Origin of the sequence: Pectobacterium parmentieri (assembly GCF_001742145.1) — a bacterium.
In the GTDB taxonomy this organism is placed as follows: Bacteria; Pseudomonadota; Gammaproteobacteria; order Enterobacterales; family Enterobacteriaceae; genus Pectobacterium; species Pectobacterium parmentieri.
Genome location: NZ_CP015749.1, coordinates 4,172,547 through 4,193,909, shown reverse-complemented (window position 1 = coordinate 4,193,909; position 21,363 = coordinate 4,172,547). Strand labels below are relative to the sequence as shown.

Genomic DNA, 21,363 nt, shown 5'->3' with positions numbered 1-21,363 from the left:
ATCAAGGGGAAAATACGAGGCGAAAAAAGGGGAAATGCCAAGCGCACCGCAAGATAATTTATCGTTTACAGCACCAGTAAAAAAGACAGGAACGCGCTTCGCAATCTAAAAAAGAAACATTGGCAAAAGATTTTCCTGATGGCATAACGAAAAAACAGTCAGTGGATAATTTATCGCAACGCGACTGATAACATATTGCCGTGTATAATGCGGGGATATGCGCATTTTCGTGCTGCATATCTACTATTCAACATCGTAACCATGAATAAAACTTCATTATGGCTCAAGGCACGTTATATATCGTTTCTGCTCCCAGTGGAGCCGGGAAATCCAGCCTGATTCAGGCGTTATTAAAAACTCAACCGCTTTACGACACGCAGGTATCGATTTCGCATACCACGCGGGCAAAACGACCGGGAGAAAACCACGGCGAGCACTACTTCTTCGTCGAAGTCGATGAATTTAAGCGTATGATTCAGGATAACGAGTTTCTGGAACACGCTGAAGTCTTCGGTAATTACTACGGTACATCCCGACCGGCAATTGAGCAGGTATTAGCAACAGGCGTTGATGTATTTCTGGATATCGACTGGCAAGGTGCCAAGCAAATCCGCGCCCAAATGCCGCTCGCGCGCAGTATTTTTATTCTGCCGCCGTCTAAAGAAGAACTCGCTCGCCGCCTACGTGGCCGTGGACAAGACAGCGATGAAGTCATTGCTCGTCGTATGTCGCAAGCTGTGGCTGAAATGACGCACTACGGCGAGTATGATTACCTGATTGTGAATGATGATTTCGATCTGGCGCTGCTCGATCTGAAAACCATTATTCGCGCCGAACGTCTGCGTTTGAGCAGACAACAGGTTCGGCATGATGCATTAATCACCAAACTATTGGCAGACTGACGCCTCTTTCAGTATGATGCCCAGTCATTTTATTTCCTGTGGAGTAGCACATTATGGCACGCGTAACTGTTCAAGACGCTGTAGAGAAAATTGGTAACCGTTTTGACTTGGTGTTGGTCGCTGCTCGTCGCGCCCGTCAAATCCAGACTGGCGGCAAAGATCCGTTGGTTCCTGAAGAAAACGATAAGTACACCGTGATCGCACTGCGTGAGATCGAAGAAGGTCTGATCAACAACCAGATTCTGGATGTTCGTGACCGCCAGGAACAGCAAGAGCAGGAAGCCGCTGAGATTCAAGCGGTTACCGCAATTGCTGAAGGCCGCCGTTAATCACACCACGAGTCGCCCTTGTACATTTTTGAAAGCCTTAATCTGCTGATTCAACGTTATCTGCCCGAAGATCAGATCAAACGTTTACAGCAGGCTTATCTGGTTGCACGTGATGCTCACGAGGGGCAGACTCGCTCCAGCGGTGAACCCTATATCACACACCCTGTTGCCGTCGCCTGTATTCTGGCGGAGATGCGTCTCGATTACGAAACGCTGATGGCAGCACTGCTGCATGATGTTATAGAGGACACCCCCGCCACCTATCAGGACATGGAACAGCTTTTTGGTAAAAGCGTTGCTGAACTGGTAGAGGGCGTTTCCAAGCTGGACAAACTGAAGTTCCGCGATAAGAAAGAAGCGCAAGCTGAGAACTTTCGCAAAATGATCATGGCGATGGTGCAAGATATTCGCGTCATCCTGATCAAGCTTGCAGACCGCACCCATAACATGCGCACGTTGGGCTCATTACGCCCGGACAAACGCCGCCGCATTGCCCGCGAAACGCTGGAAATATACAGCCCGCTGGCACATCGGTTGGGTATTCATCATCTTAAAACCGAGTTGGAAGAACTGGGTTTTGAGGCGTTGTATCCGAACCGTTATCGCGTAATTAAAGAGGTCGTTAAGGCCGCACGCGGTAACCGTAAGGAAATGATTCAGAAAATCCTGTCGGAAATCGAAGGGCGGTTGACTGAAGCCGGGATTGCCTGCCGCGTCAGCGGTCGCGAAAAGCATCTGTACTCCATCTACTGCAAAATGCACCTGAAAGAGCAGCGTTTTCACTCCATCATGGATATCTACGCGTTTCGGGTCATCGTCAAAGAGTTGGACACGTGCTATCGCGTACTCGGTCAGGTTCACAGCCTGTATAAACCACGCCCTGGCCGGGTGAAAGATTATATCGCTATTCCCAAAGCTAACGGCTATCAATCACTGCATACGTCTCTGATTGGCCCGCATGGCGTGCCAGTCGAAGTGCAAATTCGCACCGATGACATGGATCAAATGGCGGAAATGGGCGTCGCCGCGCATTGGGCCTATAAAGAAGGCGAGAGCAGCACGACGGCGCAGGTACGTGCCCAACGCTGGATGCAAAGTCTACTGGAACTCCAGCAAAGCGCCGGTAGCTCATTCGAATTTATCGAAAGCGTTAAATCCGACCTCTTCCCTGACGAGATGTACGTCTTTACGCCGGAAGGCCGCATTGTGGAACTCCCCGCAGGCGCGACGCCCGTCGATTTCGCCTACGCGGTACACACCGATATCGGCCATGCCTGCGTCGGTGCACGCGTTGACCGTCAGCCTTATCCGCTGTCACAGTCACTCTCCAGCGGCCAAACCGTTGAAATTATTACCGCGCCGGGTGCCAGGCCGAATGCCGCGTGGCTTAACTTTGTAGTTAGCTCCAGAGCACGTTCCAAAATCCGTCAGATGCTGAAAAACCTCAAACGTGATGATTCTGTGAGCCTCGGCCGCCGTTTACTGAATCACGCATTGGGCAATGGCCGCAAACTCTCCGATATCCCTGAAAAGTCGATTCAGTTGGAGCTTGAGCGCATGAAGCTCGCTACGCTGGACGATCTGATGGCAGAAGTTGGTATGGGTAATGCCATGAGCGTTGTTGTGGCGAGAAATCTGCTGAACGAGCAATCTGAACTGGGAACCACCGGGCTGCGCAAGTTGCCGATCAAAGGCGCAGACGGCGTGATGCTCTCCTTTGCCAAATGCTGCCGCCCCATCCCCGGCGATCCTATCATTGCCCACGTCAGCCCTGGCAAAGGGCTGGTGATCCACCATGAATCCTGTCGCAACATTCGCGGTTATCAGAAAGAACCGGAAAAATTCATGGCGGTAGAATGGGATAAGGTGACAGAACAAGAGTTCATCGCCGAAATTAAAGTAGATATGTTCAACCATCAGGGCGCACTGGCGAATCTGACGGCAGCGATCAACGCCGCGAATTCCAATATTCAGAGCATCAACACGGAAGAGAGAGACGGCCGCGTATACAGTGCCTTTATCCGCCTCACAACCCTTGATCGCGTTCATCTGGCTAATATTATGCGTAAAATTCGCGTAATGCCGGATGTCATCAAAGTTAACCGTAACCGAAATTAATCGTCATGACTCCTCAACGTTATGCACGCATAAAAGAAATGCTGAACTGCCGTCAGCCCGACCTGACGATTTGCATGGAGCAGGTGCATAAACCCCATAACGTTTCTGCCGTGATCCGCACGGCGGATGCCGTCGGCGTGCATCAGGTTCATGCGATTTGGCCCACCAGTCGGATGAAAACGCTGGTTTCCTCCGCTGCTGGCAGTAATAGCTGGGTGCAGGTTAAAACCCATCGCACCATCCGTGATGCGGTCGGTCACCTGAAAGCCGAAGGTATGCAGGTTCTGGCAACCAATTTGTCTGAACACGCGGTCGATTTTCGGGAAATTGATTACACTCGCCCGACCTGTATTCTGCTCGGACAAGAAAAAACCGGTATTACTGATGAAGCACTCAAACTGGCCGATCGGGATATCATCATTCCGATGACCGGCATGGTGCAGTCACTGAATGTCTCCGTGGCCTCGGCATTGATCTTGTATGAAGCACAGCGCCAACGCCAGATCGCTGGCATGTATCGGCGCGAAGACAGCCCGCTGGATGAAGAAGAGCAGCAGCGCCTGCTGTTTGAAGGCGGCTATCCGGTACTCGCGCGAGTTGCAAAACGCAAAGGGCTACCTCGTCCTTATATTGACCATCAGGGTCAGATTGTAGCGGATACCCCATGGTGGGCCGCGATGCAATCGTCGGAGTGCTGATGAAAGGCCGCCTGCTAAACACCCAACCGCTGAGCACTCTCGCTGGCGTGGGTGCCAGTCAGGCAGCTAAGCTCGCACGACTCGGGCTGGAAACCGTGCAGGATCTCCTGTTGCACCTCCCCCTGCGCTACGAAGACCGCACACACCTTTACCCGATTGGCGATCTCCTGCCCGGTATGTATGCCACCGTGGAAGGTGAAATCCTACGCAACGACATCACCTTTGGCAGCCGTCGTATGTTGACCTGCCAAATCAGCGACGGCAGCGGCATGCTGACCATGCGCTTCTTCAATTTCAGCGCAGCGATGAAAAACAGCCTCGCGCCGGGACAGCGTGTCACCGCTTATGGCGAAATCAAGCGCGGCAAAATCGGCGCGGAAATCATCCATCCTGAATACCGTGTTCAAGGGGATAGTACGCAGGTTGAGCTACAGGAATCCCTCACACCGGTTTATCCCTCCACAGAGGGCATTCGCCAAGCAACCCTGCGCAAGCTCACCGATCAAGCGCTGGATCTGCTCGCTGCAAATCACATCGATGAATTACTACCTGAATCCCTGAGCCGATCGCTCATTAGCCTGCCGGATGCGCTACGCACGTTACATCGTCCCCCACCGGATATGCAGCTTACCGAGCTTGAACATGGGAAACACCCAGCGCAGCAGCGGCTGATTATGGAAGAACTGCTGGCGCACAACCTAAGTATGCTCGCCGTGCGGGCAGGGGAACAGCGACATAAAGCGTCACCCCTACCGACGAAGGACAGTCTGAAACAGCAACTGCTCGCAGCCCTACCGTTCACACCTACGCAGGCGCAAGATCGTGTCGTAGCTGAGATTGAAACGGATATGGCGAAAGATTTTCCGATGATGCGTCTGGTACAAGGCGATGTGGGGTCAGGGAAAACGCTGGTCGCCGCATTGGCCGCATTACGTGCCATTGCCAGCGGCAAACAGGTCGCGCTGATGGCACCAACAGAGCTATTGGCCGAGCAGCATGCCCATAATTTCCGTCAGTGGTTCGAACCATTAGGGCTTGAAGTCGGCTGGCTGGCTGGCAAACAAAAAGGAAAAGCGCGTCAGGCACAGCAGGATGCCATCGCCAACGGTCAGGTTTCCATGGTTGTCGGGACACACGCTATTTTTCAGCAACAGGTGAAATTTAACGGGCTGGCATTAGTGATCATTGACGAACAGCATCGCTTTGGCGTTCATCAACGCCTGGCGCTGTGGGAAAAAGGCGAAGAGCAGGGTTTTCATCCCCATCAATTGATTATGACCGCCACACCGATCCCCCGCACGCTGGCGATGACGGCCTATGCCGATCTGGATACCTCTGTTATTGATGAGCTGCCACCAGGCAGAACCCCTGTCACCACCGTCGCTATACCGGACTCACGCCGTAGCGACATCATCGAACGGGTGAATAGCGCCTGTCAGCAGGAAGGTCGGCAGGCTTACTGGGTCTGTACGCTGATTGAGGAATCTGACCTCTTGGAAGCGCAGGCAGCAGAGGCTACCAGTGAAGAGCTAAAGGCTGCTTTGCCAAATCTTAAGGTTGGATTGGTTCATGGCCGCATGAAAGCACAAGAAAAACAGGCAGTAATGCAGGCTTTCAAACAGGGTGAACTGCAACTGCTGGTGGCGACAACCGTTATCGAGGTGGGTGTCGATGTACCCAATGCCAGCCTGATGATCATTGAGAACCCGGAGCGTCTGGGTCTGGCGCAACTGCACCAATTGCGCGGGCGCGTCGGGCGTGGAGCGGTGGCCTCTCACTGCGTACTACTCTATAAAACACCGATGAGCAAAACCGCACAAAAACGGCTCCAGGTACTCCGCGACAGCAATGACGGCTTTGTCATTGCTCAGCGCGATCTGGAAATTCGCGGGCCGGGCGAATTATTAGGTACGCGGCAAACGGGTAATGCCGAGTTCAAAGTAGCCGATCTCCTGCGCGATCGGGATTTGATTCCGCAGGTACACCGCGTTGCTCGCCATCTGCATGAGCACTATCCTGATCATGCCATCGCGCTAATCGAACGCTGGCTACCCGAGCGAGCGCGCTACACCAACGCCTAATCGCAGCAGCGCATTCTTCATTTCCGTCAACAGTATCCTCTTAAATAATAAGGTCTTGCTCATAAGACAAAATTCATATCGAAAAGATGAGTTAGCAAACGTTTGCTTTCAACCAAGAGATCATTAAAATGCGCTCTTTGTCGTTTCAGGAACGCCAACTTACATCATGACTACCACCACGGAAACGTCCCAAACAGAAGCCGCTGCCGCCCCTCAGCGCAGTGAACTCATCTACCGTCTTGAAGACAGGCCGCCGCTGCCGCAAACGCTGTTTGCCGCCAGCCAGCATCTGCTTGCCATGTTTGTTGCGGTGATTACTCCCGCACTATTGATCTGTCAGGCGTTAGGTTTACCCGCTGATGATACGCAGCGCATCATCAGCATGTCGCTTTTCGCTTCCGGCCTGGCTTCTATTCTACAAATTAAAACTTGGGGCGCTGTCGGTTCTGGTCTGCTGTCTATTCAGGGCACCAGCTTTAACTTCGTGACGCCGCTGATTATGGGTGGGCTGGCGCTAAAGAACGGTGGCGCGGATGTTCCAACGATGATGGCGGCACTGTTCGGTACGTTGATGGTTGCTTCCTTCACCGAAATCATTCTTTCACGCTTCCTGCATTTAACCCGCCGTATCATTACCCCGCTGGTTTCCGGCATTGTGGTGATGATCATTGGTCTGTCGCTGATTCAGGTCGGCCTAACCTCCATCGGTGGCGGCTATGCCGCAATGGGTAATAACACCTTCGGCGCGCCCAAGAACTTGTTATTAGCAGGTGTGGTATTGCTAGTTATCATCCTGCTTAACCGCCAGCGTAACCCTTACCTGCGCGTTGCATCGCTGGTGATTGCCATGGCGGTAGGTTATCTGGGTGCCTGGTTGATGGGAATGCTGCCGGAAAGCGCGCCTGCGCCACACGATACGGTCATCATGGTGCCCACGCCGCTACATTATGGTTTAGGCTTTGACTGGAATCTGTTAATCCCGCTGATGCTGGTCTTCATGGTGACATCGTTAGAAACCATCGGTGACATCACCGCGACTTCCGACGTTTCAGAGCAGCCGGTCAGAGGCCCGCTGTACATGAAACGCCTGAAAGGCGGCGTGCTGGCAAACGGCCTGAATTCGTGCCTTTCTGCCGTATTCAATACCTTCCCTAACTCGTGCTTCGGTCAGAATAACGGCGTCATCCAGCTTACCGGCGTTGCCAGCCGCTATGTGGGCTTCGTGGTTTCGCTGATGTTGATCGCGCTAGGACTGTTCCCTGCCGTCAGCGGATTTGTGCAGCATATTCCAGAGCCCGTTCTGGGCGGCGCCACTATCGTGATGTTTGGTACGATCGCCGCCTCTGGTGTGCGCATTGTATCCCGTGAGCCGCTGAACCGCCGCGCGATCATGATTATTGCACTGTCACTGGCTGTCGGTCTTGGCGTATCACAACAGCCATTGATTCTGCAATTCGCACCGGATTGGATTAAGACATTGCTGTCTTCCGGTATTGCCGCTGGCGGTATTACCGCAATCGTGCTGAATATGGTCTTCCCACACGAAGAAAAATAGCGCCAGCACGCAATAATTTCTGTTCAGTTCATGTAAAAGCGAGCGGTGATGCAACACCGCTCGCTTTTTACTGTCTGTAACAGCATTACCTATTGAGCCTTCAGGGAAATTGCGGCATAAGAACAGTTCTCCCTGACGATTGGCATGGACTGACACGATGAAATTTATCGGGAAATTATTGCTGACCCTACTGCTGATAGCCTTTTTAGCGCTGGTGGTCGTATATGTATTGCTGCAAACCAGTTGGGCGGCAGGCTGGGTGAGTAATTGGGTAAACCAGAATACCGACTACCAGTTGTCACTGGGAAAAATTAATCATGACTGGTCAACCGTCGATCATATTCAACTCACCGACGTCAGTTTTGGTCAGAAAAATCAGCCACCAACCCTCACTGCGAAGCAGGTTTCCGCAGGATTTAGCGTGCGTCAAATTACCGAACCACGCCATTTTGCCAGTTTGGAATTGCAAGGCGGTACGCTTAACCTTTCCTCACAGGCCGCCACACTCCCTATCGAAGCGGATGTGCTACAACTGCGTACAATGGCACTACAGGCAAAGGACGGCGATTGGCGTCTGAATGGTCAACAGATCAACGGCGGAATGATGCCGTGGCAGCCCGAAGCAGGTTATCTACTGGGCAAACAAGGGCAGTTTCAGCTCAGTGCCCGTTCGCTCGAACTCAACGATATTCCTGCCAGTCAGGTATTGGTTCAGGGCGAAATCAACCACCACCAGTTGATTTTGAACAATTTCGGTGCTGATGTCGCTCAAGGGCAGCTAACGGGCAATGCCAGCCGCGCGGCAGACGGCAGTTGGCAGATCGATAACCTGCGACTCAGTAATGTCCGTTTGCAAACCCAGAGAACGCCAGAAGCCTTCTGGCAGCCTGTCACCGAACTGCCTTCTGTTACGGTTAACCGCTTTGACCTAATTGATGCCCGGATTGAAGGGCCAGGATGGGCGTTTATCGACCTTGATGTCGCCCTGCAAAATGTCACATTTAAGCAGAATGACTGGCAGAGTGAGGGAGGAACGCTGTCGTTCAATGCGACAGACATTGTGAACGGCAACATGCACCTTATTGACCCGATTGTGAACCTGGATTTGTCACCAGCGGGCGTTAACATCAAGCAATTCTCTACCCGCTGGGAAGGCGGTTTATTGCGAACCAACGGTAATTGGCAGCGGAGCAATCACCGTTTACAGCTCAATGAATTTGTTGTTGCAGGGATGGAGTACACGCTCCCCAGCGACTGGCGTCAACGCTGGCAAACAACGCTGCCATCATGGCTGGCAGAAGTGAATGTGAGAAAATTTACGGCCAATCGTAACCTGCTGATCGATATCAACCCAGATTTCCCCTTCCAGCTAACCGCATTGGATGGCTATGGCAGTGATTTACTACTGGCTCGTAACCACCAGTGGGGAATGTGGGCAGGATCGTTAAATCTTAATGCCAGTGACGCAACGTTCAATAAAGTCGATGTTCGCCGCCCTTCTCTGGCGTTAGCCGCTGACGATAACCAGCTCGCTATTAACGAACTCAGCGCATTTACGCAAAATGGCATGCTGGATGCTAAAGCAACCATCAATCAGCAACCCGCACGGAACTTTTCCCTGTCGCTGACAGGACGCGCCGTACCGCTGGACATTCTGACGCATTGGGGATGGCCAGAAGCTGCAACGGCACCGGCAGGCAACACCAATCTGCAATTGCAGTTGAATGGGCGGCTTGGCGCTGATACACCGTTGAAACCGACACTAAGCGGTACGCTGCAAGGCGTGGATAGCAATGACCACCCAATCAGACAACAAATGCATCAGGGAACCGTGATGGAAACGCCGTAGCGATCAGGTTTTCAAAATATGGGCTTTCAGAATATCCGCGTGTCGAAATAGCATCGTAGGATCCAATCCCCGTGAAAATCACGGGGCTATTGTCACGGGCTAGAGTGACGGATGATATTCTGGTGGGAAGAACGTCCTAATACTCATCTGCGGGTTAATCAACTTCCGATCCGCCCTCTTCCAATGGCGCATCCGGCTGAGCTGGCAGCACGATATACACCCCCTCAAATAATGCCCCTTTATTGTCATCACCGAAGAGTTCAACATTTAGTTGCACGCGTGCTTTGCGCCCACGCGCGAGACGATCCAGATCGCCACTCAGTGACCCTAAATCGGCAATGGCGCTCGGTCGGCCACTCACTGGCGTACTGTAACGAATATGCGCATCAGCCAGAATAATGGTTCCGCCAAGGTGCCGCTCTCGCAGCAATAGCCAGATCAGCCCCCAGCCTGTGAGTGTTGCGAGAGAAAACATACTGCCGGCAAAAAGCGTGTGATGCGGATTCTGATTACCCGCTTCAGGCATGGTGGTGATAAATTTTTTCCCAGTGTACTGGCTTATCCGTACCCCCATTTTTTCACTCAGAGGGATGTGATCATACCAAGCCTGTTGCAACTGCCCGCACCAGTCAGGACGGTGCAAAATATCATCCAGCGTCGCCACCGGTTTAATCATCAGGAAGTGCCGAACTGGCGTCGTTTGTGGCGCAGTAATCTCCCCCTGATTAGCAAAGTCTAACTTGGAGAAGAAACCCATTGCGTCTTCACGGGCGCTACACACAACACGCTTGACGCCTTCCTGACGCGCAACAGACTCCAGAGTAATCGCAAGCAATGTTCCTAGCCCTTTCCCCCGTAGATCGGGATGAACGGCTAGAAAACGGATTGCAGCCTCATTATCCGCATTGATAGAAAGACGCCCGATCGCAACTAGCTTCCCCTGTTCATCAACCACCGTTTGGTGATGTGCCAGCGCATCATAGGCATCGCGCTCGGAGCCTAGCGGCTGGTGTAGGGGTTTACGCAACATTTCCCAGCGGAATTGATAGTACGCATCCAGTTCTTCCGCGCTTTCAGGTACTCTCAGATGATACATAACCCTTCCTCTATGCCGCTGATGCTTTATTGCACCAGGGTTCATACTCAAACTGCTAACAAACTGATACACGGAACGACAGCGTTATGTCTGTAGCCTGAACGTCACCGGGCCATCATTCACCAATGCCACTTTCATATCCGCCGCAAACTGCCCCGTTTCAGTATGAACGCCTTGCTCACGACACTGCCCGACAAAATATTGATAGAGACGATCGGCCTCTGAGGGATGCGCCCCGCGAGAAAATCCAGGCCGCATACCACGCTGCGTATCGGCCACCAGCGTAAATTGGGAAACCACCAGCACATTTCCACCAGCCTGACGCACATTGAGGTTCATTTTCCCGTCATCGTCACCGAATATCCGGTAGCCCAACACGCGCTCGCAAAGTCGCGTAGCTTTTTGTTCGTCATCACCCTGTTCAACGCCCAGCAAGATCAGTAAACCCTTATCGATTTCCCCAATGATATTGCCTTCTACCGTAACGCTGGCGCTGGAAACCCGCTGAATTAGCGCAATCATAAAACCTGACTACTCCTGATGTTATCATTCCCGATAGGGGCAACGTCCGCCCCTGCGATATCAATCATGCTTTAGCTGTCGTCGCCTGCATAGCGAAAAAATCTGGCACCACGTGACGATCGGTCACCAGAATGCTGTGAATTCCCAAGCTTTGTGCAGCATCGACGTTCGCGGCATTATCGTCAAAAAACACGGCCTGCGCTGGCGTAACGCCTTCCTGTGTCAGGACATATTGATAAATCGCCAATTCAGGCTTACGTAGCCCAATGTCTTGCGACAAATAGAGTCTGTCGGCAGCCGTTCCCACTTCTGGAAATAACGCAGGCCAGTGTGAACAATGGAGGCGATTGGTATTCGACAGGATCACCACGCGGTGGCCTTCCTGATGCAGGCGCTGCATGATGTCGATAACCTCAGGACGCAGCGCGACAAAAATAGCCTGCCAGCCAGCGCTGAATTGCTCGAAACTCAATGCAATACCCATTTCCTGGCACAGTCTGGTGGCAAATTCCTCGTCGCTAATTTCGCCCCGCTCATGCTGTTCAAACGCCTCACCCATCACAAAACGCTCTTGCAACGTTGCGAGCGGCGCGCTGCTCAGATTACTCCAGACGCCCAATACTCTTTTGAAATCAATATCAATGACAACATTACCCAAATCAAAGATATACAGCATGGTAGCCACCTCCTGACGTAATCGTAGGATTTTCACTGTAGCGGGAAATAACGAAACTGAACAGGGAGGAAATATAAGGAAAGGTTAAAGTGGAAGAAAGCGCATAAAATTCAGGGCACCCGAAGGTGCCCTGTTGCGTGACAATACAAATCGGTCTGAAATTAGACGTCTTTGCTGCCGCGGCTCGCGCGCTTACGATCGTTTTCGGTCAGGTGACGCTTACGAATACGAACAGACTGCGGCGTAACTTCAACCAATTCGTCATCATCAATGAACTCCAGCGCTTGCTCCAGAGACATTTTGATAGCCGGAACCAGCGTGGTGGCTTCATCAGTACCTGATGCACGCATGTTGGTCAGTTTCTTACCAGTCAGACAGTTTACGGTCAGATCGTTAGAACGTGAGTGAATACCGATGATCTGGCCTTCATACACTTCGGCACCGTGTCCGAGGAACAGCTTACCGCGATCTTGCAGGCTGAACAGTGCAAACGCGACGGCTTTACCCTGACCGTTAGAGACCAGTACACCGTTTTGACGTTGGCCAATTTCACCCTGACGCACATCATCGTAGTGGCTGAAAGTGGAGTACAGCAGACCTGTACCAGACGTCATGGTCATGAATTCGGTACGGAAACCGATCAGACCACGAGCAGGGATCAGGTAATCCAGACGGATACGACCCTTGCCATCTGGGATCATGTCTTTCACATCACCTTTACGCTCACCCATGGCTTGCATGACTGAACCTTGGTGCTGTTCTTCGATATCCAGCGTCACGTTTTCAAACGGCTCTTGGTTACGACCGTCGATAACGCGATTGATAACTTTCGGACGTGATACGGCCAGTTCAAAACCTTCACGGCGCATGTTTTCGATCAGAACTGACAAGTGCAATTCACCACGGCCAGAAACGCGGAACGCATCAGCGTCTTCGGTTTCGTCAACGCGCAGGGCAACGTTGTGCACCAGTTCTTTGTTCAGACGCTCCAGAATCTGGCGCGACGTCACATACTTACCTTCTTTACCGCAGAATGGTGAAGTATTGACGTTGAAGAACATGGTAACGGTAGGTTCATCGACGCTCAGTGCTGGCAGTGCTTCGACATTCTGCGGATCGCAGATAGTGTCAGAAATGTTCAGTTCGCCCAGACCGGTAATCGCGATGATATCGCCCGCTTCCGCTTCAGTTGCGTCGATACGCTCCAGACCCAGATGAGTCAGAACTTTACCCACTTTACCGTTACGGGTTTTGCCTTCGCTATCAACAATAGTAATTTGTTGGTTAGGCTTAACTTTACCGCGTTTGATACGGCCGATACCGATAACACCAACATAGTTGTTGTAGTCCAGTTGAGAAATCTGCATCTGGAACGGCGCATCCATCTCAACCTGAGGCGGAGAAACGTGATCGACAATCGCCTGATACAGCGGAGTCATATCTTCCGCCATGTCGGTATGGTCGAGGCCCGCGATACCATTCAGCGCAGAAGCATAAATGATCGGGAAATCCAGTTGCTCATCGGTTGCATCCAGGTTCACGAACAGGTCGAATACCTGATCGACAACCCAGTCAGGACGCGCACCAGGACGGTCGACTTTGTTGATAACCACAATAGGCTTCAGACCGTTGGCAAATGCTTTTTTGGTCACGAAACGCGTTTGCGGCATCGGACCATCCATCGCATCAACAACCAGCAGTACCGAGTCAACCATCGACATAACACGCTCAACCTCGCCGCCGAAGTCGGCGTGTCCCGGGGTGTCTACGATGTTAATACGGTAGTCTTTCCAATTAATGGCGGTATTTTTTGCGAGGATGGTAATTCCACGCTCTTTCTCCAAATCGTTGGAGTCCATTACACGCTCAGTTGCTTCGACACGTTCACCGAACGTTCCGGATTGTTGCAACAGTTTGTCAACCAGGGTGGTTTTCCCATGGTCAACGTGCGCAATAATGGCGATGTTACGCAAATTTTCGATCACAGCTTTGCCTCAGGCATTTAGAAATAGCGCGCTATTGTACACGTATTAATCGAGGGACTAAACAAGATCACAAGCATCTATGATAAACAACCTAGAGCTGCCTGCTTTGTGATCCCTTTCACGGTGCAAAAGCGCTACAAGCGAACATGAATGCACCAAATTAGTGCAATAATTCACATACAGAGCACCATTTTGGTGCTTTAGACTATAATGGTGCAGTGGGTTTACGTAAGAAAGCCCCAAGGGGCAACACATTGCACGAATTTAAAAAGTTGGCACACTTTTAGCTTTAGTCTACTCACGGCAACAACATCAATCCACAACGATATTCGTTCCACGACGATAAATGACCAATCGGGAGAACCAAGTATGTCCGCAGAACATGTTTTGACGATGCTGAATGAGCACGAAGTGAAGTTTGTTGATTTACGCTTCACGGATACTAAAGGTAAAGAGCAGCACGTCACCATTCCGGCTCATCAAGTCAATGCCGACTTCTTCGAAGAAGGTAAAATGTTTGATGGTTCCTCGATTGGCGGCTGGAAAGGTATCAACGAGTCAGACATGGTTCTGATGCCTGATGCCAGCACCGCAATGATCGATCCGTTCTTCGAAGATTCCACACTGATCATTCGCTGTGACATCCTTGAGCCAGGCACTATGCAAGGCTATGACCGCGATCCACGTTCTATCGCGAAACGTGCGGAAGATTTCCTGCGTTCTTCAGGTATTGCCGACACCGTACTGTTCGGGCCAGAGCCAGAGTTCTTCCTGTTTGATGACATTCGTTTCGGCAGCAGCACTTCCGGCTCCCACGTTGCTATCGACGACATCGAAGCTTACTGGAACTCCGGTAAAGCCTACGAAGGCGGTAACAAAGGTCACCGTCCAGGTCTGAAAGGCGGCTATTTCCCGGTTCCACCCGTCGATTCATCACAGGACATCCGTTCTGCCATGTGTTTGACCATGGAGCAGATGGGTCTGGTTGTTGAAGCTCACCACCACGAAGTGGCTACCGCTGGTCAAAACGAAGTGGCTACCCGCTTCAACACCATGACTAAAAAAGCTGACGAAATTCAGATCTACAAATATGTCGTGCACAACGTGGCTCACGCCTACGGTAAAACCGCGACCTTCATGCCAAAACCAATGTTCGGTGATAACGGTTCTGGTATGCACTGCCACATGTCCCTGTCTAAAGACGGCACTAACCTGTTCGCTGGCGACAAATACGGCGGCCTGTCTGAAATGGCGTTGTTCTACATCGGCGGTGTTATCAAGCACGCTAAAGCCATCAACGCCCTGGCGAACCCAACCACCAACTCATACAAGCGTCTGGTCCCAGGCTATGAAGCCCCTGTTATGCTGGCTTATTCTGCCCGTAACCGTTCTGCTTCAATCCGTATCCCAGTGGTTGCTAGCCCGAAAGCACGCCGTATCGAAGCGCGCTTCCCTGACCCAGCAGCTAACCCGTACCTATGCTTCGCTGCACTGCTGATGGCTGGCCTCGACGGCATCATCAACAAAATTCATCCTGGCGATGCGATGGACAAAAACCTGTACGACCTGCCGCCGGAAGAAGAAGCAGAGATTCCAAAAGTTGCAGGTTCTCTGGACGAGGCCCTGGCTGCGCTGAACGAAGACCGCGAGTTCCTGACCCGTGGTGGCGTGTTCACCGACGACGCTATCGAAGCGTATATCGAACTGCGTAAACCTGAGCTTGACCGCGTTCGTATGACGCCGCACCCAGTTGAGTTTGAACTGTACTACAGCGTTTAATAACTACAGCGTCTGATATTTATACCCTAAATAATTCGAGTTGCGTGAAGGCGGCAACCGCACGAGTCCCCAGGAGCTTACATAAGTAAGTGACTGGGGTGAGTAAGGGCAGCCAACGCACAAGCAGCTTGAAGTATGACGGGTATATCTCGGCGTGGTTGGGTGTGCTGATACCCGACCATGACCGATAACCAACAGAATACTAAGAAGTTTGTTCTTGTTGCCGTGGAAACGCTTCAGCCCATCTTCGGATGGGCTTTTTTCACCATCGGCATTGGCCGTTGCGACGTAACATCCATCATCCACACTACAATGCACCATGCTGGTGCGGGAGTCTGCATTATGGCAACAGGCACGCTGCCCGATGCTGGGCAGATCCTAAATTCCCTGATAAACAGCATTTTATTGCTGGATAACGATCTGGCGATTCACTATTCCAACCCGGCAGCACAGCAATTACTGGCACAAAGCTCGCGTAAATTATCTGGCACACCGCTGCCCGATTTGCTGGGATATTTTTCTCTGAATATCGATTTACTGCGTGAAAGTCTGGATTCAGGGCAAGGTTTTACGGATAACGAAGTCACTCTCGTCGTGGATGGCAAAGCACACATCATGTCGCTCACCGCTCAGCGGGTACAAAACGATTTTATCTTACTGGAAATGGCGCCGATGGATAATCAGCGCCGCCTCAGTCAGGAACAGCTTCAACATGCACAACAGCAGGCCGCTCGTGATTTGGTTCGAGGCCTGGCACATGAGATAAAAAATCCGCTTGGCGGATTGCGCGGAGCCGCACAACTGCTTGCCAAGGCACTGCCCGATCCCGCATTGACGGAATACACCAAGGTCATTATTGAACAGGCGGATCGCTTGCGTAATCTGGTTGATCGCCTGCTTGGGCCACAGCAACCCGGCCTGCACGTCACCCAAAGCATCCATCAGGTCGCCGAACGCGTTTGCCAGCTTGTTTCGCTGGAAAAGCCAGACAACGTGACGCTGGTAAAAGATTATGATCCCAGCCTGCCAGAGTTAACGCACGACCCCGACCAGATTGAACAGGTACTGCTGAATATTACCCGCAATGCGCTACAGGCACTGGGGGAGGAAGGCGGAACCATTACGATACGCACCCGCACAGCTTTTCAGCTTACTTTGCACGGTGTGCGCTATCGTCTCGCCGCACGTATTGACGTGGAAGATGACGGCCCCGGCGTACCTGCTCAACTACAGGACACCCTGTTTTACCCGATGGTGAGCGGGCGTGAGGGTGGAACCGGTTTAGGGCTTTCCATCGCCCGCAGTCTCATCGATCAGCACTCCGGTAAAATTGAATTTAACAGTTGGCCGGGACACACCGAATTCTCGGTTTACCTGCCCATTCGCCAGTGAGGTTCACAATGCAACGAGGGATAGTCTGGATTGTTGATGACGATAGCTCCATCCGTTGGGTGCTTGAGCGCGCGCTTGCTGGTGCGGGCTTAACCTGCGCAACCTTTGAGAACGGAAATCAGGTACTGCATGCGCTGGCGACACAAACGCCCGACGTTCTGCTGTCCGACATCCGCATGCCAGGGATGGATGGATTAGCGCTCTTACAGCAAATCAAACAGCGTCACCCGATGCTCCCGGTCATCATTATGACGGCACATTCCGATCTGGATGCTGCCGTTAGCGCTTATCAACAGGGTGCGTTCGACTATTTGCCGAAACCGTTTGATATTGATGAGGCCGTTGCGCTGGTTGAACGTGCAATCAGCCATTATCTGGAGCAGCAACAGCCGGTACGCAACCAACCGATCAATGGTCCGACAACGGACATTATCGGCGAAGCTCCTGCGATGCAGGATGTCTTTCGCATCATCGGTCGTCTGTCTCGCTCATCGATCAGCGTGCTGATTAACGGTGAATCGGGAACAGGTAAAGAGCTAGTGGCACACGCCCTGCATCGCCATAGCCCGCGCACCAAAGCCCCTTTCATCGCCCTGAATATGGCCGCTATTCCTAAAGATCTGATCGAATCAGAACTGTTCGGCCATGAAAAAGGCGCGTTTACAGGCGCGAACCAGATCCGTCAGGGCCGCTTTGAGCAGGCCGATGGCGGTACGCTCTTTCTGGATGAAATCGGCGATATGCCGCTAGACGTACAAACACGTCTATTGCGTGTATTGGCAGACGGGCAATTTTATCGCGTTGGCGGCTATGCAGCAGTGAAAGTGGATGTCCGTATTATTGCGGCAACGCACCAAAATCTTGAACAGCGCGTGCAGGAAGGCAAATTCCGTGATGACCTGTTTCACCGCCTGAATGTGATCCGCGTTCATCTGCCGCCGCTGCGTGAGCGTCGGGAAGATATCCCCCGTCTGGCGCGTTATTTCTTGCAGGCCACAGCCAAAGAGCTGGGCGTCGAGCCGAAGAATTTGCATCAGGAAGCGGAAACGGCGCTAACTCGTTTACCGTGGCCCGGCAACGTTCGCCAATTGGAGAATACCTGCCGCTGGTTGACAGTCATGGCCGCGGGTCAGGAAGTGCTGATTCAAGATCTGCCGCCTGAGCTGTTCGAGACCACTGCGCCCGATTCCACCGTGCATATTCTGCCAGACAGTTGGGCCACGCTATTGGCACAATGGGCCGACCGCGCGCTGCGTTCCGGTCATCAGAATCTGCTGGCGGAGGCCCAACCCGAAATGGAAAGAACGCTACTGACAACGGCACTGCGGCATACCCAGGGGCATAAACAGGAAGCAGCAAGATTGCTGGGATGGGGCAGAAATACCCTGACGCGTAAATTAAAAGAGCTGGGAATGGAGTAGCGAGATTGCTTTTTTATTACTCAATTGTTAACAAACAATCTGGTGATAAAAAATACAATCTGGCGCACGAAATTGTCACTAATTTGTCCTTTACTTGCCTTGAGTCAGCAGTATGATCGTGTCGCTGATTCGGGAGGAATACCATGCTGGACTCATTGATTTCTGCGGCGACACTTTCCGTTGCAACACACGGCGCTGAAATTGGTTCTGTGGCAAGCCATTCACCGCAGACGGCTATTGCCGCCGTTTTGTGTGCCGCACTGATTAACTTCTTTAGTTAATCCTATATACCCTAAATAATTCGAGTTTCAGAACAAAACGCTAGCGTTTTGAACAACGCAAAGCGTTGGCCCGCTAGGGCGAGATCCACGAAAGTGGGCCGAGTAGCGCAGCCAACACACCTGCAACTTGAAATATGACGGGTATGAACGTTTGAGAGCAGCCAGTCGGTGTTAACATCGACTGGCTGTTTTTTAGAAATTATAACTGCTTCTATTGTTTAAACTTAACTAACGCTGTTTTGATGGAAGAAATAAACACAGCCTCCCTCCCAACTTCTTTAGGAAGACCTTGTGTTAACCATTTATTATAAACAATCGCCGCAGGGGTACCGACTACACTTAGTGATTTTGAAAACTCGTTATTTTTAGATAAAACTTTCTCTGCATCAGAGAGATAAGTAGACATTTTTTCAATTGGCATGCCTAAATCTATATAAAAATTCGTCATTCCTTCTAGTGTTGATAGCTTCCTGTATTTTTCATATTCCCATGGTAAAGGGGAATGAATGATTTGAAATATTTTCAAGGCCAAATAATAGGGATCATTACCTTGCGATTCTGCCATAATGAATAAAATAGCTGCGTTTTTTGATATTTCCGAATCGGACTTATCAACAGGTTTTATCTTTATATTGTCTAATTCATATTTGTTTAAGACAAATTCCTGGTGAACTCTATAACATTTTCCACATGCGAAATTATAAAAAAGATAACTTTCATTTTTATATTCTATGTTTTTAACTTCTTGAAAAACCCCACCAGAAATAACTAAACCACTTCCCGAAGATGAAAAAGAAAACAAACTAAGATAAAACACCATAAAAAAACCGGCTAACTTATTCATTATCATCAACCATAAATTCTATAACAGCTTGAGATAAACCATCCAGCTTATGAATTTGAATATCTTCAATAGGCTTATCTATGGGCTGTCCATAGGTATCTAATATTTTATCCGTTAAAGAATAGGCGTACAAGCTATACTCATTCTGAGGATCGATTTTACTCGGAAAATCGTCATTAATATTAACTCTCGAAATGGAGATTTTTTCATCTTTGATTATTAAGAAATCTATTGGGTTCATTATTTTATTTGATTTAACAACTAAACTGGGTTTTCTTAGAAAGAAACTGAAAAAATTCTCATCCTGAACAGTAAACCATAGAATATTAGTATTGTCAGCGGACCCTATTTTACCATTACTCGATTTGAAAGCGTCTGAATTACACACCCCTACTCGAGCACCTAAAAGTGCCGCCCCCTTTTTTTTATTGTTCAAAACTTTAATATGAAATTTTATATAGTTATCTTTATTTACAGGTTCTACGTATTCGTATATCTCTCTTTGAAAAAAGAATTTATTGATTTTTCTTATCGTTTTATTTTTATCTGGCCTTAATATTCCTTTTATTTTTATAGATGATTCAACCAAAGAGGCTAAAGCAGTAAAACTGCTTCCCAAAAGGCTCAACATCAATCCAGAGAGAAAACCTGATAACAAAAACTGTCTTCTTTTCATGATATCCTTTAATTTTTATATTGATTTACATTAATATAAATTCTTTTCCAAATGAGTATACATGGTTACATCAGAGGTTGGATATGCAGTACATGCCAAAAGGTATCCTTTACTAATTTGCTCATCATCTAAAAAAGACTGATCAGAGTTATCATAAGTTCCCGAGATCGCAAGACACACGCAAGTAGAGCATGCTCCAGCCCTACAACTATACGGAAGTTCAACACCTGCTTTTTCTGCAGCATCGATGATATATTCATCATCGGAGCACTCTATATCTGTTTGTTCCATACAATTAATCAGTGAAATTTTATAGACAGTCATTTTTCAACCTTTTTATTTTTAATACAGTCATTTATATCACATAAAATTATATCTTCATGCTCTTCTGAAATACGGTTAATAACATTATCAAATATATCTACGATGATATTCCCTATAGCCTTCCTTAGCTCCTTATGCTCTTCGCCTGGAATTTTACCTTGCAAATTATTCACATCATCGTACATATCATTAGTTATGCTCATATATCTTTCAACTAAATTTTTTGCAATATCTTTATCAGTTATCATTTTACTAAAAATCCAAATTTATAAGAAAATCAACATACGTCTAAATTAAACCCCATACAATCATTGACGCAGTTATTAAATTCAAAGGCATCACCCCGTCTTGAAGGCAAGGTAAAACTCCAGCAATCCTCTATGCACTCATCTTTCCTTGAGGAAAGATTAATAATATCCTTTTTATTTTTTAGAAAAAAAATTTTCTCAAACGAATAATAATCCGTTTTTTTGAAATTTATTTTTTGATCATTTTTAATATTAACGATTTCTGGCACAGAATCGATAGCGTATGACGAGAGAGGAAAAGTAAAAATTGAAATAAATAAAAAAGCACGAATCATCACATAAACTCCTTTTATGCTAAAAACGAAAATCTTAATCATCATATAGTAAAAAAATGTAAAATCAACCAACATAAAGCAGAATAAAAAACCAAATAAAAAAATATTATATTTAGATAATCCTGTGATTTGCAAAATAGCAATTCAACGATTAATCTTAAATTATTTTAAAACATCAAGAAATGAGATCTCTTCTACTGATATCTTTCCTTTATTCAGTACCCGCGTAAAGTAGCGTTTTCGGCTCGTCTT

20 protein-coding genes are annotated in these 21,363 nt (G+C 49.5%); 11 read left to right on the top strand and 9 right to left on the bottom strand.

Annotated elements, in window-relative coordinates; translation table 11 throughout:
* The first annotated feature begins 278 nt into the window (after positions 1 to 278).
* From gmk to A8F97_RS18975, 7 genes are all read left to right on the top strand, one after another.
* On the top strand, positions 279 to 902 hold the full coding sequence (gene gmk / locus A8F97_RS19005; protein WP_014702085.1) for a guanylate kinase: 624 nt from the start codon (positions 279 to 281) through the stop codon (positions 900 to 902).
* Between the two features lie 53 nt (positions 903 to 955).
* The gene (rpoZ, locus tag A8F97_RS19000) at positions 956 to 1,231 is read left to right on the top strand and encodes a DNA-directed RNA polymerase subunit omega (RefSeq protein WP_005968230.1); all 276 of its coding nucleotides are present in this window, start codon (positions 956 to 958) and stop codon (positions 1,229 to 1,231) included.
* An 18-nt stretch (positions 1,232 to 1,249) separates the two neighbouring features.
* Positions 1,250 to 3,349, top strand: coding sequence for a bifunctional GTP diphosphokinase/guanosine-3',5'-bis pyrophosphate 3'-pyrophosphohydrolase (gene spoT / locus A8F97_RS18995; RefSeq protein ID WP_005968232.1), 2,100 nt, complete (start codon positions 1,250 to 1,252; stop codon positions 3,347 to 3,349).
* Between the two features lie 5 nt (positions 3,350 to 3,354).
* Positions 3,355 to 4,047 carry a tRNA (guanosine(18)-2'-O)-methyltransferase TrmH gene (gene trmH / locus A8F97_RS18990; protein ID WP_014702086.1) on the top strand — a complete coding sequence of 231 codons (693 nt, stop codon included), beginning with the start codon at positions 3,355 to 3,357 and terminating at the stop codon, positions 4,045 to 4,047.
* The gene (recG, locus tag A8F97_RS18985; protein ID WP_015731550.1) at positions 4,047 to 6,128 is read left to right on the top strand and encodes an ATP-dependent DNA helicase RecG; all 2,082 of its coding nucleotides are present in this window, start codon (positions 4,047 to 4,049) and stop codon (positions 6,126 to 6,128) included. Before trmH ends, recG begins: the two co-directional genes overlap by 1 nt.
* A 166-nt stretch (positions 6,129 to 6,294) precedes the next feature.
* On the top strand, positions 6,295 to 7,683 hold the full coding sequence (locus A8F97_RS18980; RefSeq protein WP_033072420.1) for a nucleobase:cation symporter-2 family protein: 1,389 nt from the start codon (positions 6,295 to 6,297) through the stop codon (positions 7,681 to 7,683).
* A 157-nt stretch (positions 7,684 to 7,840) separates the two neighbouring features.
* On the top strand, positions 7,841 to 9,532 hold the full coding sequence (locus tag A8F97_RS18975) for an AsmA family protein (RefSeq protein ID WP_033072419.1): 1,692 nt from the start codon (positions 7,841 to 7,843) through the stop codon (positions 9,530 to 9,532).
* 154 nt (positions 9,533 to 9,686) lie between these two features.
* Here A8F97_RS18975 and fabY read toward each other — a convergent pair whose 3' ends face one another.
* The 4 genes from fabY to typA form a co-directional block, all read right to left on the bottom strand.
* Positions 9,687 to 10,628 (bottom strand): fatty acid biosynthesis protein FabY, encoded by a 942-nt coding sequence (fabY, locus tag A8F97_RS18970; protein ID WP_014702090.1) that lies wholly within the window; start codon positions 10,626 to 10,628, stop codon positions 9,687 to 9,689.
* A gap of 84 nt (positions 10,629 to 10,712) precedes the next feature.
* Positions 10,713 to 11,150, bottom strand: a complete 438-nt coding sequence (gene dtd, locus A8F97_RS18965; RefSeq protein ID WP_033072418.1) for a D-aminoacyl-tRNA deacylase — start codon at positions 11,148 to 11,150, stop codon at positions 10,713 to 10,715.
* A 64-nt stretch (positions 11,151 to 11,214) separates the two neighbouring features.
* A complete protein-coding gene (gene yihX / locus A8F97_RS18960; protein ID WP_014702092.1) occupies positions 11,215 to 11,826 on the bottom strand; it encodes a glucose-1-phosphatase in 612 nt (203 codons plus the stop codon).
* A 161-nt stretch (positions 11,827 to 11,987) separates the two neighbouring features.
* Positions 11,988 to 13,811, bottom strand: coding sequence for a ribosome-dependent GTPase TypA (gene typA, locus A8F97_RS18955; protein ID WP_014702093.1), 1,824 nt, complete (start codon positions 13,809 to 13,811; stop codon positions 11,988 to 11,990).
* Between the two features lie 369 nt (positions 13,812 to 14,180).
* On the opposite strand from typA, the gene glnA reads away from it, so the two are divergent.
* From glnA to A8F97_RS24245, 4 genes are all read left to right on the top strand, one after another.
* Positions 14,181 to 15,590 carry a glutamate--ammonia ligase gene (gene glnA / locus A8F97_RS18950; protein WP_014702094.1) on the top strand — a complete coding sequence of 470 codons (1,410 nt, stop codon included), beginning with the start codon at positions 14,181 to 14,183 and terminating at the stop codon, positions 15,588 to 15,590.
* Positions 15,591 to 15,932: 342 nt separating this feature from the next.
* A complete protein-coding gene (gene glnL, locus A8F97_RS18945) occupies positions 15,933 to 16,982 on the top strand; it encodes a nitrogen regulation protein NR(II) (protein WP_005968247.1) in 1,050 nt (349 codons plus the stop codon).
* A gap of 8 nt (positions 16,983 to 16,990) precedes the next feature.
* Positions 16,991 to 18,403, top strand: coding sequence for a nitrogen regulation protein NR(I) (gene glnG / locus A8F97_RS18940; RefSeq protein WP_005968248.1), 1,413 nt, complete (start codon positions 16,991 to 16,993; stop codon positions 18,401 to 18,403).
* Positions 18,404 to 18,546: 143 nt separating this feature from the next.
* Positions 18,547 to 18,684, top strand: a complete 138-nt coding sequence (locus A8F97_RS24245) for a YshB family small membrane protein (RefSeq protein WP_014702095.1) — start codon at positions 18,547 to 18,549, stop codon at positions 18,682 to 18,684.
* Between the two features lie 211 nt (positions 18,685 to 18,895).
* Here the strand turns inward: A8F97_RS24245 and A8F97_RS18935 are convergent, their stop codons facing one another.
* Genes A8F97_RS18935 through A8F97_RS18920 form a run of 5 tightly spaced genes read right to left on the bottom strand, consistent with a single transcriptional unit; the run spans position 18,896 to position 21,114 of the window.
* Positions 18,896 to 19,528 carry a DsbA family protein gene (locus A8F97_RS18935; RefSeq protein ID WP_015731554.1) on the bottom strand — a complete coding sequence of 211 codons (633 nt, stop codon included), beginning with the start codon at positions 19,526 to 19,528 and terminating at the stop codon, positions 18,896 to 18,898.
* The gene (locus tag A8F97_RS18930) at positions 19,521 to 20,204 is read right to left on the bottom strand and encodes a hypothetical protein (RefSeq protein ID WP_015731555.1); all 684 of its coding nucleotides are present in this window, start codon (positions 20,202 to 20,204) and stop codon (positions 19,521 to 19,523) included. The genes A8F97_RS18935 and A8F97_RS18930 overlap by 8 nt, the downstream gene beginning before the upstream one ends.
* A gap of 30 nt (positions 20,205 to 20,234) precedes the next feature.
* Positions 20,235 to 20,528, bottom strand: a complete 294-nt coding sequence (locus tag A8F97_RS23595) for a 2Fe-2S iron-sulfur cluster-binding protein (RefSeq protein ID WP_014702098.1) — start codon at positions 20,526 to 20,528, stop codon at positions 20,235 to 20,237.
* A complete protein-coding gene (locus A8F97_RS18925; protein WP_015731556.1) occupies positions 20,525 to 20,776 on the bottom strand; it encodes a hypothetical protein in 252 nt (83 codons plus the stop codon). Before A8F97_RS18925 ends, A8F97_RS23595 begins: the two co-directional genes overlap by 4 nt.
* Positions 20,777 to 20,805: 29 nt before the next feature.
* Positions 20,806 to 21,114, bottom strand: a complete 309-nt coding sequence (locus A8F97_RS18920; protein WP_127087984.1) for a hypothetical protein — start codon at positions 21,112 to 21,114, stop codon at positions 20,806 to 20,808.
* Positions 21,115 to 21,363: the final 249 nt, after the last annotated feature.

What these genes read in the sequence shown, in the direction of transcription:
- gmk (WP_014702085.1), top strand. Translation starts at nt 279, where the DNA reads ATGGCTCAAGGCACGTTATATATCGTTTCTGCTCCCAGTGGAGCCGGG.
- rpoZ (WP_005968230.1), top strand. Translation starts at nt 956, where the DNA reads ATGGCACGCGTAACTGTTCAAGACGCTGTAGAGAAAATTGGTAACCGT.
- trmH (WP_014702086.1), top strand. Translation starts at nt 3,355, where the DNA reads ATGACTCCTCAACGTTATGCACGCATAAAAGAAATGCTGAACTGCCGT.
- recG (WP_015731550.1), top strand. Translation starts at nt 4,047, where the DNA reads ATGAAAGGCCGCCTGCTAAACACCCAACCGCTGAGCACTCTCGCTGGC.
- A8F97_RS18980 (WP_033072420.1), top strand. Translation starts at nt 6,295, where the DNA reads ATGACTACCACCACGGAAACGTCCCAAACAGAAGCCGCTGCCGCCCCT.
- A8F97_RS18975 (WP_033072419.1), top strand. Translation starts at nt 7,841, where the DNA reads ATGAAATTTATCGGGAAATTATTGCTGACCCTACTGCTGATAGCCTTT.
- fabY (WP_014702090.1), bottom strand. Translation starts at nt 10,628, where the DNA reads ATGTATCATCTGAGAGTACCTGAAAGCGCGGAAGAACTGGATGCGTAC.
- dtd (WP_033072418.1), bottom strand. Translation starts at nt 11,150, where the DNA reads ATGATTGCGCTAATTCAGCGGGTTTCCAGCGCCAGCGTTACGGTAGAA.
- yihX (WP_014702092.1), bottom strand. Translation starts at nt 11,826, where the DNA reads ATGCTGTATATCTTTGATTTGGGTAATGTTGTCATTGATATTGATTTC.
- glnA (WP_014702094.1), top strand. Translation starts at nt 14,181, where the DNA reads ATGTCCGCAGAACATGTTTTGACGATGCTGAATGAGCACGAAGTGAAG.
- glnL (WP_005968247.1), top strand. Translation starts at nt 15,933, where the DNA reads ATGGCAACAGGCACGCTGCCCGATGCTGGGCAGATCCTAAATTCCCTG.
- glnG (WP_005968248.1), top strand. Translation starts at nt 16,991, where the DNA reads ATGCAACGAGGGATAGTCTGGATTGTTGATGACGATAGCTCCATCCGT.
- A8F97_RS24245 (WP_014702095.1), top strand. Translation starts at nt 18,547, where the DNA reads ATGCTGGACTCATTGATTTCTGCGGCGACACTTTCCGTTGCAACACAC.
- A8F97_RS18935 (WP_015731554.1), bottom strand. Translation starts at nt 19,528, where the DNA reads ATGAATAAGTTAGCCGGTTTTTTTATGGTGTTTTATCTTAGTTTGTTT.
- A8F97_RS18930 (WP_015731555.1), bottom strand. Translation starts at nt 20,204, where the DNA reads ATGAAAAGAAGACAGTTTTTGTTATCAGGTTTTCTCTCTGGATTGATG.
- A8F97_RS23595 (WP_014702098.1), bottom strand. Translation starts at nt 20,528, where the DNA reads ATGACTGTCTATAAAATTTCACTGATTAATTGTATGGAACAAACAGAT.
- A8F97_RS18925 (WP_015731556.1), bottom strand. Translation starts at nt 20,776, where the DNA reads ATGATAACTGATAAAGATATTGCAAAAAATTTAGTTGAAAGATATATG.